The following is a 12,054-nucleotide window of genomic DNA, read 5'->3' on the forward strand; positions in this document are numbered from 1 at the left end:
CCGGGTATTTGCTCGGTTTTGAGGAGCAGTACAACAGAAAAGGCGCTTCGATTGAAGCGCCTTTTCTGTTGTACTGCAGTATTTCACTCAGACTTCTTGGTTTAGAAGGGTTGCGCGATGAACTGGTAATCGAGGCCGTGGCGCTCGGCGGCTTCCTGCAGAATGGTTTTCTGCCAGGGCCGCAGCACCTGCTCGGCGCCCAGCTCGATGATGTCGGCGACGAGGCGGTTGGAAAGCACCAGGTTGGCAACGTAGATATTGACGTCGTCGGTGATGTGGGTTTTGAGCTGGAGCAACAGCTGCTCGCGGGCATCGGCGCGGGCAGCTTTGTCGCCGCTGAGGCGGCGGCGGAACGGGAAGCGGCGCTGCTCGCCGGCCTGAGCCGGCTCGGGCACGGCCACAAACTTGTCGGGCGAAAGGGCCGAAAGCTGCTCCAGATACGGCGGGCGCTTGAGGTCGGGGTGCAGGCCGCGGGCGGCTTTCCAGTCGTTGAGGTTGCGGGGCGTGTCGCGCACCAGCTCCGAGAGCCGGTCGTTGGCGAACACCATATAGGGCGGCCGGTCGAGCTGGCGGGCCACCTGGTCGCGGAGCATATACAGGTCGCGGAACAGGGGGAGCTCCTGCGGCAGGATGCGGTATTTGCCGGCAATGCGCAGGTAGGGCCGCTCGTCGCGGGTGTAGCGGACTTCCTCCAGGGCGGCGTTTTCCTCGTCGGCCCAGTGCTGGCGGCCCAGGGCTACCAGCTTGTCGCGCAGCCGGTCGGTCAGCTCGAACAGGTAGAGCACGTCGTTGGCGGCATACAGCTTCTGAGCCTCCGTGAGCGGGCGCTTCAGCCAGTTCGATTTCTGCTCGCCTTTGTCTACTTCCAGGCCCAGCTCGGCCTGAATGAGGCGGCCCAGCGAAATATTGTTGTCGGACTCAGCCAGCAGCGTGTACTGCACGCTGGTATCGATGATGTTGCGCACGTGTACGCCGTACACTTCATCGAGCAGCAGAATATCGGACTTGCAGCTGTGAAACACTTTGGCTACCGCCGGCTCGCGCAGGATGGCCCAGAGCGGCTCCAGGTCCTGGGCCGGGTTGGTGAGCGGCAGTGGGTCGATGAGGTACACCGTTTGCCCGTCGAACACCTGAATCAGAGCGAGGTTGCGGCCGTAGCGGTGGCGCATGTCGTCAAACTCCAGATCAATGGCAATGCGCGGGGCAGCGGCGAGCGTGTGGGCGGCTTGCTGCACTTCGGCAGCCGTAGTTAAGTAGTGAATGGCAGACATTCGGGGGCGGAAAAGGGGCGGCTGGTACTGGATGAGGCCGGAGAGGTGGCCACGCCAACCCGGGTAAAGGTAGGCAGACCGGGCGGGCTAACCCAATGCGCGGCCTGCCAAAACAGTAGGCGTGCCGAGCATCGGGCCGGCCAATATAGCCAGACTACGTAGCCCGGCAATGGGCTGGCTTGCCTCAGGGCGGTTGGCCCCAGCCCGAAAAACAGACATCAGGGTTTAATCCTCGTCGTCTTCGTCGTCGCGGGTGAAGTCCAGGGTGCGGGCCATCTGCAGCGCCTCCTCAATGGTGTCGTCCATCATGGGCTGGGAGTCGGCATCGAGGGTGCGCTCGAACAGGTTGAGCAGCATTTCGCCTTCCTCGTTCACGTAGAGGTTGGTGTAGAGACGCTCAAACGCCTTGGCTTCCTTGTGCATGGCCGTGTCTATTTCGGCAATGGAGCGGGCGGCCAGGGCGCGGTTCAGGGCTTCGGCCAGCTTGCGGCTGTCGTCCTGGTCGCCGAGGTCGGCCAGCAGCTGCAGGATGCTCATGGCCGTGCCCAGCCGCACCCGCTCGAATCGGAAAGACAGGTCGTGGGGGGCGGCGCGCCGGAAGTCGGCGTAAGCGGCCAGGGTGGCGGGCGTCAGGAAACGGGCGGGGTCGGCTACGCGCTGGAAAGCCTCGCGCAGCAATTCTTCGTAGGCAGACATAAACTAAACAGGCGGCGAGCGGGTAGCTACACAAAAGCTACCGGCCGGCAGTGAACGGAAATCCGGTGGGAAGCAGTAATTTTCTGAAACCCTGGGCGGCAAAGGTACGATTGGAACGTACGCACCCGGGTGCAGCCCGCCGGGAGTTTCCGGGCGTGGCTGTTTCGCCGGCTCTGTTCTCTGCTAAAACACCCTTATTGACATGACGCACAAAAAGAAATGGTTGTTGTTTGCCCCGGCCGGGCTGATTGTAGTAGGCTTCGGCACTTGCCTGGTGCAGTGGGCAGCCAGCAAAAAGGAGCAGGGCGCCCCCACCGGTGAGTGGGTGGCGGCCGGTACGGTGGCCCTGGGCGTGTTCAATGCCGGCCTGAGCCTGCTGGGGCGCGGCATTGTGGAGAACGTGCTGTACGAAGTGCGGGAGAAAGAGGCAGAACAGGATTTCGACTACAGCAACGTAGCACGCTTTTAGGCCGTTTGGCTTCACGAAAAAGCCCGTCAGTGCAGACTGAGGGGCTTTTTGCATTCTGGTTGTTGCAGCAGTGGCGGCCGGCCCGCGCCGCCGGTATCCTGCTTACTTTCGCACTCTGACTTTACTGGTTGTCTGATGAGAAACACGTACCGCACGCTTCGGCTGGTATTTTATGGGATAACAGGCCTGCTGTGGCTGCTGAGTGGTGCTGCTTTGGCCCAGCCGGGCGCTGCTACCTCCACTGGCAGCCCGCTGCTGGCGCCCGGTCAATTTCTGGGCTATGAGCTGGGCAGCCGCTTCACGCCGCACGCCACTTTGCTGCGCTACGTGGAGCACGTGGCCGTGCACTCGGGCGGCCGGATGCGGGTGCAGCCCTACGGCAGCACCTACGAAAACCGTCCGCTGCAGGTCGTGCAGATTGGCACCCCCGAAAACCTGGCCCGCCTCGACGATATCCGGCAGAACAACCTGCGCCTGGCGGGGCTGGCCAGCGGCCCGGCCCGCCTCGATGCGCCGGCCGTGGTGTGGCTCAGCTACAATATTCATGGCAATGAAGCCGTGTCTTCGGAGGCGGTGATGCAGGTGCTCTACGACCTGGCGAACCCCGCTAACGAGGAAACCCGGCAGCTGCTGCAGCATACCGTGCTGCTCGTGGACCCCTGCGTGAACCCCGATGGCCACGAGCGGTACGTGCAGTGGTACAACCGGGTGCAGGCGCAGGTGCCTAACGCGTCGCCGTATGCCTGGGAGCACCGGGAGCCGTGGCCCGGCGGGCGTTTCAACCACTATTTCTTTGATCTGAACCGCGACTGGGCCTGGCAGACGCAGCAGGAAAGCCGGCAGCGGCTGGCGCTCTACAACCAGTGGCTGCCGCAGGTGCACGCCGACTTCCACGAAATGGGCCCCGAGGACCCGTATTATTTCTCGCCGGCGGCCAAGCCGTTTCATGAGGATATTACCAGCTTCCAGCGCAAGTTTCAGGGCGTCATCGGCGACTATAACCGGGCCGTATTCGACAAAAACAACTGGCTCTACTTCACCCGCGAAACATACGACCTGTTCTACCCCAGCTACGGCGACACCTACCCGTCGTTCAATGGGGCCATCGGCATGACGTATGAGCAAGGCGGCTCGGGCCGGGCCGGGGTGCGCTACCTCAAAACCGACGGCGACACGCTCACGCTCACCCAGCGCATCAGCCACCACCACGCGGCCAGCCTGGCTACCATCCGGGCCGCCGCAGAGCGCCGGGCGGAACTGGTGAAGGAGTTTAAGAAGTACTTCGATGATGCCCGCACCGCGCCGCGCGGGCCCTACAAAACGTTTGTGGTGGCCGGTTCCGGCGACCCGGGCCAGCTGCGGGCCTTCACCGAGTACCTGAGCCGCCAGCAAATACAGTTTGGGTACGCGCCGCGCCGCCAGCGCCTGCGAGGCTTCAACTACTTCTCGGGCCGGGATGAAAACGTGCAGATTGAAGCGCAGGACGTGGTAGTGAGCATGTATCAGCCCAAATCGACGCTGGTAAAAGTGCTGTTTGAGCCCCGGCCCGCGCTGGAAGATTCCCTCACCTACGACATTACCGCCTGGGCGCTGCCTTACTCCTTTGGGCTGAAAGCCTATGCCCTGAAAGACCGGGTGGCTGCTACGGGCAATGCCGCCAGCAAGCCTGTGGTGGCCGCTGCAACGGCGGTGCCGGCGCAGCCCTATGCCTACGTCGCCCGCTGGAACAACCTGCAGGACGTGCGTTTTCTGAGCCGGCTGCTGCAGCAAAAAGTGCGGGTGCGCGTGGCCGGTCGCGCGTTTGAGGCCGAAGGACAGCAGTATCAGCCCGGCACGCTCGTCATCACGCGCAACGGCAACGAAGCGCTGGGTTCGAAATTCGACCAGCTGGTGCGCGCCCAGGCCGACTCGGCGGGCGTGCTGGTGCGGGCGGTGCAGTCTGGCTTTTCTACCTCCGGCGCCGACCTGGGCTCGGGCTACGTGCGCAATGTGGCCAAGCCCACTATTGCCGTGGTGGCCGGCAGCGGGGTTTCGCCCACGGCGTTTGGCGAGGTCTGGCACTTTTTCGAGCAGCAGATTGGCTACCCCGTTACGGTGCTGGGCACCGACTACCTGCGCACCGTGCCGCTGGCTAAGTTCGATGTGCTGATTCTGCCCGATGGCGACTACTCCGAAATCTACAGTGAGCGGCAGCTCGAAGCCCTGAAAACCTGGGTGCGGGGCGGCGGGCGGCTCATTGCTATGGAAGGCGCGGCGGCTTTCTTCTCCGGCAAGAAGGAATTCCTGCTGCGGGCCAAGCCAGCCGACAGCTCCGCCACTCGCAACGCCGACCCCTACCGGCTGCTGAAGCCCTACGCCAACGCCGAACGCGCTCAGATAGTTGACCGGGTGCAGGGCAGCGTCTACCGCGTGCACCTCGACAACACGCATCCGCTGGCTTTCGGCTATGGCAGCACCTATTTTGCCCTCATCCGCGACACGCTCAACTACCGCTTTCTGGGTGAAGGCGGCTGGAACGTAGGCGTGCTGAAGCGCGACAATTATGCCGCTGGTTTCACGGGCCGTGGCGCCCGCCGCAAGCTCAACGACACGTTTGTGCTGGGCGCTCAGGATATGGGCCGCGGGCAGGTCATCTACCTCGCCGATAATCCGCTGTTCCGGGGCTTCTGGCAGGGCGGCAAGCTGCTGTTCGGCAATGCGCTGTTTTTTGTGGGCCAGTAGCCGGCTCTGAGTTGCTGGCGCGCAAAAAAGCCCCGCTGAGCGAACAGCGGGGCTTTTTTGCATGGGATATAGCAGACTAATCTACTACGTCCTCAGCTTTGTTTTTCACGGCTTTCGCGCCTTTTTTCACGGCTTTGCCGGTTTTCTTGGCGCCTTTTTCAACGGCGTTACCGGTTTTCTTGCCAGCGTACTTCACGTCTTCTTTCGTGTTGTAAGCTTTCTGGCCGGCTTCGGTGCGGCCGGTGCGGGTTTCGGTTTTCACGGTGCCGTTGTCGCGCACGGTGGTTTCGGTTTTGGCACCAGTGGTTTCGTCCCGAACGACTACTTTGTCGCCCTGGGCATAGGCTGCGGTAGAGAAGGCTGCGGCAGCAAGCAGCATGAGCATCTTTTTCATGATTTTTAGTGTCAAGGGAGGTTTGAAATACAACCTGAGCCTTATACGGCGCTGAAGAAATAGGTTGCCGCCCCGCCTGCGAAGCCCCTACGGCAGCAGCAGCGAACTGTCGCCGTAGCTGAGGAACCGGTAGCCGTTGGCCAGCGCGTGCTCGTACACCTGCCGCCAGCCCGGCCCCAGCAGCGCCGCCACCAGCAGCAGCAGCGTGCTTTCCGGCTGATGAAAGTTGGTAACCAGGCCGCCAATCACCCTAAACCGGTAGCCCGGCGCAATCAGCAGTTGGGTGGTGGCGTGCAGCGTGTCGAGCTGCTGGGCTGCCAGAAAATGGAGCAGGGCCTGCAAAGCCTCCGTAGCTGGCAGCTCGGAGCCGGGCTCGTAGGGCTGCCACTGACTGACGTGGGGCACCACATCGGCAGAAAGCTGGCCCTGCGTGGCCTGCACGCCCAGCCAGTACAGGCTTTCCAGCGTGCGGAGGCTGGTGGTGCCTACGGCGACTACGGGCCGCGGCAGATGACCCAGCAGCTGCTCCAGCGTTGCCCGCGAAACGCTGATAGGCTCGCCGTGCATGGCGTGGCCCTCCATACGCTCCGCCTTCACCGGCTGGAAGGTGCCTGCACCCACGTGCAGCGTCACGCGTGCCGACTGTATACCCCGCTGTGCCAATTCGGCCAGCACTTGCTCGGAGAAGTGGAGGCCGGCGGTGGGCGCCGCCACGGCACCTTCGTGGGCAGCATACACGGTCTGGTAGCGCACGGCGTCCACAGCCGTGTCTTCGCGGTTGAGGTAGGGGGGCAGGGGCAGATGGCCGGCACCGCGCAGCACCTCCGCAAAAGGCAGCTCGGCCGGCTTCCAGCTGAAATGAATCAGCGAATAACCGTCGGCGGCTTCCTGCCGCTCAGCAGTGAGGAGCGCCGGCTGGCCATTGTTCTCGAATTCCAGGGTAACCGGGCCGCTTTTCCAGCGCTTTCCGTTGCCCACGAGGCATTTCCAGACGCAGGCGCCGGTTTGTTGCATGGCCGGCTCGATGGCACGGTGCGGGGCCACGGGTTCCAGACAAAACAGCTCGATGATGCCGCCCGTGGGCTTGTGGCAAAACAGCCGCGCCCGCACCACTTTGGTATCATTGAATACCAGCAGCGCATCGGGGGGCAACTGCGCGGGCAGCTCCTGAAAGGTCAGGTCGTGCAGCGCGCCGTGGCGCGACACCAGCAGCCGCGACTGGTCGCGTTGGGCCAGAGGCTCGGGCGCAATCCGCTCGGGCGGTAGCTGGTAGGTGTAGTCGTGGATGGAAAGCTGACGTGGATCGGCGGGCAAGGAGGTTGACATAGGGCAAAGGTAAAACGCCCGTGTTATAGGAAGTGCCCGCCTCGGCCTTCTACTCGCCAGCGAAGCGGCTATTTGGGGCGCTGAAAGATGAGCAAGTGCTGCTGCGGCAGAGTCTGCACGTTTTCCACGAACTCCAGGCCCATGGCTTCCACCTCTTTGCGGGCTTGTTTTTCGCTCATCTTATGAATGCGCTTGATGGGTACGCTGGGGTCTTCGGCCCGGTACTCAACCAGCGCCAGGCGTCCGCCGGGCCGGAGCGCCGTCCGGATGGCGCGCATCATCTCACGCGGGTGGTCGAACTCATGATAGGCGTCTACGATAAGCACCAGATCAACGCCCCCAGCCGGCAGGTTGGGGTTGCGCACCGTGCCGAGCACGGGCTCTACGTTCAGGGCTTTGTTCTGCACTTTATGGTCGCGCAGATACTTCACCATTTCCGGCTGAATATCCACGGCCAGCACCTTGCCCTTGGGCACCTGCGGGCTGATGCGGAAAGAGAAATAGCCAGTGCCGGCCCCGATATCGGCTACCACATCGGTGGGCTTAAGCTTCAGCTCACGCAGCAGCACGTCGGTGCCTTCTTCCTGCTGCCGGTCGTTGCGTTCCAGCCATTCGGCGCCTTCGTGGCCCATTACGTGCGCAATCTGGCGCCCCTGGTAATACTTGCCGATGCCGTTGGGGTCCTGCGGAGCGGCTAGGTGGTAGCCGCTGGTATCAGGAACGGTTGCGCTCTGGCCGGAAAGCAGCCGCTGCTCAGCACTAAGGGTAGCGGAGCTTTCCATGGGTGTCTGGGTGCAGGCTACCGGTAGCGTGAGCCCCATAAAAGCCACTGCCCGAAACAAGGAGTAATATGTCATACGCACAGGTGCAAATAAACCGTGTTCTTGTCAACATCCCAGCGGGCAGAAGCGTTCGGCGCTGTTTACGGCTGGTGGAAGCTGAACCTTAATTCGGGAATTTGGGCAGAAATTTTCCGCCATGTTCTAATTTGGCTCGTACAAAGCACGTTTAAGTTCTTTCCACCAACCTTCCTTCTTGTATGAAGCACCTCTTCCATCATCTGCCCAAGCTGGCGGCCGTTGCCACTATTGCCCTGAGCATGAGCAGCTGCAACCGCGCCGAGTACGCCATGCTGCCCAAAACGACGCCTTACCACGCTACCTACCACGGCACTGCCAAGATGACGGCACCAGTAGCGCAAAAGCAGGAAGTAGCTGTGGCAGAAACGCAGGCTGCAGTTGTAGAAGAAAAAAATGTTGTGGCTGAAGCACCGGCAACGGTAGCCGCAGCCCCGGTTGCCGCTCCGGCCACTACCACAGCGCCCGTAGCTGCGGCTGTTGCCGCTCCGGTAGCTGCAAAAGCTGCTCAGCCCGCCACGGCGGCTGCGGCCCCGCGCAAGCTGAACCTAATGGAAAAAGTAGCTTTCAACAAAGTGGTTAAGAAGGTTGACAAGCTGGCCAGCAAAGTTCAGTTCAAGCAGGGCAGCGAAACGGCTGGCACCAGCAAAATCGGTGGCTACCTGCGCACGGGTATCATCCTGCTGCTGGTTGGTCTGCTCGTGTCTTTGCTGAGCGGTATCAGCAACATATTCGGCATCATCGGCGGTATCCTGGCCATCATTGGTCTGATCTTCATCATCCTCTGGCTGCTCGACGAAGTATAGCCTAAGGTGCTATCAGCTCTTGAAAAACCCCGGCCACTACTGGCCGGGGTTTTTTGTTGCCCTATACCATGCTGCCGTTGAATTATTGCTTTACTTTGGGAGATATAAGCGCATATTGTCCGTTACTGCATTTTACCAGCATCATGTTCCTTATAAGAGATTTTGTACTAAGCATTGCCACTGCAGGAGTGCTGCTAAGCGGCTGCCAGAGCACCCGAGTTGCTTCGTTTGCGCCTGCTGCGGCTAGCTACCATGCACCTCAGCCACAGCCTGCGGCCGAGGTAGCGGAGCCTAGCCAGCTAGAATTAGTTGCCACAACGTTAGCCGGGCCCGTTCTTCTGCCTTCGCCTGCACAACTGGCTGTGAGCAAACAGGAGCCGCAACAGCAGTTGCGACGTGCCGTGCCAGTAGTTTCCGCAGCCATCATACAACAATCCTTCCCTGATACCAGCGTGGTCAAGCGTCAACCTGTGCCAACTGCTGATGAAATTCGCGAGGCGGATACATCTACTACAATAGTTAATGTATTAGGTGTGGTTTTTTTCTTATTAGGGCTTGTTGCTGTAATAACCGCATTGGTCACGCCCTTCGGCGGATATGTAGCAGTTGCGCTTTTACGACTTGGGGTAGTCGGTTTGGCTATTGGTATTCCATTTATGGCATTTGCGAGCAAAAACAGCAGACGCGGACTGCTTCGGGAAAAGCGTAAAGCTGAGCGCCGACAAGCCAAAGCCAACTAAGTCCGACGCTACATCGGGTCCACGTCGGCCACGAAGCGAGCTTGTTTGTATTCTTTCTGGTCGCGGATGGCGTTAATAGCATCCAGAATATCGGCTTTGGCGGCTTTCAGGACCGTGTGCTCCCGGCTGAGCTTGATGGTGATTTCCTGCAGGTAGAAGTTGCGAATCCGGAAAATGTAGGGCGCTTCCGGCCCCAGCACCGCCTCGCGGCCCAGCCGCTCTACTAGCTCGCCGGTCAGTAGAATGGCAGCCCGCTCGGCCAGCACCTGGTCCATGTGCTTCACCGTGAGACGGATGATGCGCATGAACGGCGGGTAGCCATGCTCGCGGCGCTGCGTGATTTCGTACTCGTAGAACTCCAGATAGTCGTTGCGCATCACCTTGTCGAAGATGACCTGCTGCGGGTCGGCGGTCTGGATGATGACCTTGCCCTTCTTGCCTTTGCGCCCGGCCCGGCCACTCACCTGCACAAACATCTGAAACGCCCGCTCGTGCGCCCGGAAATCGGGGTAGTGAATGATGCTGTCGGCGTTGATGATGCCCACCAGGCTCACGTTGGCGAAGTCGAGGCCTTTGGTCACCATCTGCGTGCCTACCAATACGTTGGTGGTCTGCTGCTCAAAGTCGCTGATGATTTGCTGGTAGGCGTTTTTGGCGCGGGTCGTGTCGAGGTCCATGCGCTGCACGTTGGCCTGGGGCAGCATCACCTTCAGGTCGTCCTCAATCTTCTCGGTGCCGAAACCAACGGTTTTGACGTTGCGCGAGCCGCAGGCCGGGCACTGCACCGGCATCCGGTCGTGGTGGCCGCAGTAGTGGCAGCGCAGCTCGTGGGCCTGCTTGTGGTAGCTCAGGCTCACGGCGCAGTTGGTGCACTTCGGAATCCAGCCGCAGTCGAGGCAGTTGATGAAAGGGGCGTAACCGCGGCGGTTCTGAAACAGAATGACCTGCTCTTTCTGGGCCAGCTTGCTTTCCATTTCCGTCATCAGCTCCGGCGTGAAATGGTTGAGCAGCGTTTTGCTTTCGCGGGCCTTGCGGGTATCTACCAGTTCAATTTCCGGCAAACCAGCCTCCCCGTAGCGCTTAGTGAGCGTAACCAGGCCGTAGCGGCCGGCGCGCGCCTGGTAGTAGGTTTCCACGGAAGGCGTGGCCGAGCCCAGCAGCGTTTTGGAGCCCTGGAAATTGGCCATCATCAAAGCCACTTCGCGGGCGTTGTAGCGCGGGGCCGGGTCGTACTGCTTGTAGCTCGACTCGTGCTCCTCGTCCACGATGGTCAGGGCTAGGTTGTCGAAGGGCAGGAACACGGCGGAGCGCACGCCCACCACCACCTGAAAGCGGCCGGAAAGCACGCCGTTCCACACTTCCACCCGCTCGTTGTCGGAGAATTTAGAGTGGTACACGCCCAACCGGGAGCCAAACACGCGCATCAGGCGCGTCACAATCTGAGCCGTGAGGGCAATTTCCGGCAGTAGGTACAGCACCTGCCCGCCGCCGTCCAGCGCCTGCCGGATCAGCTCGATATAGATTTCCGTTTTGCCCGCGCCCGTCACGCCGTGCAGCAGCACAATGTCTTTGGTCTGAAACTGGTCCAGAATGTCGTCGTGGGCCACCTGCTGCGCTTCGCTGAGCTGGAAGTGCATGTTGGCTTCCGTGGCATCGTCCAAAGGGAACCGCGACACAATCTGGTCGAACTGCTCCAGCACGCCGTTTTTGATGAGCGTATTGACGGCGGAAGGGGAGAGGTGCGGCGCCGATGTGAGGTAGGCCTTTTCGATGCCGTTGTGGTTGGCGTGCTCGTTCTGGTACACCGGCACTTTCTGCAGGTAGCGCATCAGCACATCCAACTGCTTGGCCTTGCTGGCCAGCTGGGCAAACAAACCTTCCAGCGCAGCTTCCGCCACAAAATGGTGGGCCAGCCGCACCTTCTTCACCACCTTCGGCGAGTATTTGTCGGCCAGATGCTCAAACAGGAAGATGACGTCCTTGTTCATCAGGCTCTTGATGACCTTGTGGAAGGACGCAACGCCCAGCACGTCGCCGACTTCCGTGAAGGTCATGGATTTGCCTTCCTCGCCATCCAGCAGCGCCGCCACCACTTTCTGCTCCTGCTCACTCAGCGGGTATCGGTCGGCTTCGTCGGTGTTCATCCAGACCGGGTGCAGCTGAATCCGGCTTTCGGAGTTGAGCTTGAGGGCCGCGGGCAGGGCAGCGTTTATCACTTCGCCCAGCGTGCACAGGTAGTAGTCGGCCATCCAGCGGAACAGCTTCAGCTGCGGCTGCGTCACGACGGGCGTTTCGTCGATGAACTCCAGAATATACTTGGCCTGATAGTCCTTGGGCGGCGTTTCGTGCACCGCCGCCACAATACAGCTTAGGGTGCGCTTGGCCCCAAACTGCACAATCACACGCCCGCCAATCACGACCTGGTCGTTCAGCTCGAAGGGCACGCGGTAGGTGTACAGCTTGGGCAGCGGCAGGGGCAGAATCACGTCGGCGAAGAGCGTGACCCGGTCGGCGGCCGGCTCGGGCTGCGATTGAACAAAGTCGAACGTAAGGCTCAAAAGGGAAGCAAACTGGAAGCGGATGGTAAAGATAGCACGATGGCGGCCGCACTTCGCAGGCAATTCCTGAGTAAAACAGGAAGGCTATATTGGGTTAGTTGTGCCCCGGTATCAGCAACTCGCTCACTTGCTTTCTGTTCTCGGTGGCAAACTATCGGTAACCAAGCAACCCGCTTGCAGCATATCCAAAACAAAACCCGACCGTATAGGGTCGGG

10 protein-coding genes are annotated in these 12,054 nt (G+C 60.9%); 4 read left to right on the forward strand and 6 right to left on the reverse strand.

Features of this window, described 5'->3' with window-relative positions; translation table 11 throughout:
- Positions 1–101: 101 nt before the first annotated feature.
- Positions 102–1,271: a ribonuclease D gene (locus BUE15_RS06260; RefSeq protein ID WP_073282215.1), complete on the reverse strand. Its 1,170-nt coding sequence runs from the start codon at positions 1,269–1,271 to the stop codon at positions 102–104.
- A gap of 225 nt (positions 1,272–1,496) precedes the next feature.
- Positions 1,497–1,967 carry a hypothetical protein gene (locus BUE15_RS06265; protein WP_073282217.1) on the reverse strand — a complete coding sequence of 157 codons (471 nt, stop codon included), beginning with the start codon at positions 1,965–1,967 and terminating at the stop codon, positions 1,497–1,499.
- A 202-nt stretch (positions 1,968–2,169) separates the two neighbouring features.
- Here BUE15_RS06265 and BUE15_RS06270 point away from each other — a divergent pair, with 202 nt between their 5' ends.
- Together BUE15_RS06270 and BUE15_RS06275 are read left to right on the forward strand one after the other, a co-directional pair.
- Positions 2,170–2,436 (forward strand): hypothetical protein, encoded by a 267-nt coding sequence (locus BUE15_RS06270; RefSeq protein ID WP_073282218.1) that lies wholly within the window; start codon positions 2,170–2,172, stop codon positions 2,434–2,436.
- 135 nt (positions 2,437–2,571) lie between these two features.
- Positions 2,572–5,157, forward strand: coding sequence for a M14 family metallopeptidase (locus BUE15_RS06275; RefSeq protein WP_073282220.1), 2,586 nt, complete (start codon positions 2,572–2,574; stop codon positions 5,155–5,157).
- Between the two features lie 76 nt (positions 5,158–5,233).
- On the opposite strand, the gene BUE15_RS06280 is transcribed toward BUE15_RS06275, so the two are convergent.
- The 3 genes from BUE15_RS06280 to BUE15_RS06290 form a co-directional block, all read right to left on the reverse strand.
- Positions 5,234–5,551: a hypothetical protein gene (locus BUE15_RS06280; protein ID WP_073282222.1), complete on the reverse strand. Its 318-nt coding sequence runs from the start codon at positions 5,549–5,551 to the stop codon at positions 5,234–5,236.
- Between the two features lie 87 nt (positions 5,552–5,638).
- A complete protein-coding gene (locus tag BUE15_RS06285; protein WP_073282224.1) occupies positions 5,639–6,877 on the reverse strand; it encodes an S-adenosylmethionine:tRNA ribosyltransferase-isomerase in 1,239 nt (412 codons plus the stop codon).
- A 68-nt stretch (positions 6,878–6,945) separates the two neighbouring features.
- Positions 6,946–7,734 carry a class I SAM-dependent methyltransferase gene (locus BUE15_RS06290; protein WP_244535891.1) on the reverse strand — a complete coding sequence of 263 codons (789 nt, stop codon included), beginning with the start codon at positions 7,732–7,734 and terminating at the stop codon, positions 6,946–6,948.
- Between the two features lie 182 nt (positions 7,735–7,916).
- Between BUE15_RS06290 and BUE15_RS06295 the strand changes: the two genes are divergently transcribed.
- Together BUE15_RS06295 and BUE15_RS21900 are read left to right on the forward strand one after the other, a co-directional pair.
- Positions 7,917–8,540, forward strand: a complete 624-nt coding sequence (locus BUE15_RS06295) for a hypothetical protein (protein ID WP_073282228.1) — start codon at positions 7,917–7,919, stop codon at positions 8,538–8,540.
- 68 nt (positions 8,541–8,608) lie between these two features.
- On the forward strand, positions 8,609–9,280 hold the full coding sequence (locus BUE15_RS21900; protein WP_170865202.1) for a hypothetical protein: 672 nt from the start codon (positions 8,609–8,611) through the stop codon (positions 9,278–9,280).
- A gap of 8 nt (positions 9,281–9,288) precedes the next feature.
- Here BUE15_RS21900 and priA read toward each other — a convergent pair whose 3' ends face one another.
- Positions 9,289–11,838, reverse strand: coding sequence for a replication restart helicase PriA (gene priA, locus BUE15_RS06300; protein ID WP_073282230.1), 2,550 nt, complete (start codon positions 11,836–11,838; stop codon positions 9,289–9,291).
- Positions 11,839–12,054 lie beyond the last annotated feature (216 nt).

The organism is Hymenobacter psychrotolerans DSM 18569 (assembly GCF_900142395.1).
Classification (GTDB): Bacteria; Bacteroidota; Bacteroidia; order Cytophagales; family Hymenobacteraceae; genus Hymenobacter; species Hymenobacter psychrotolerans.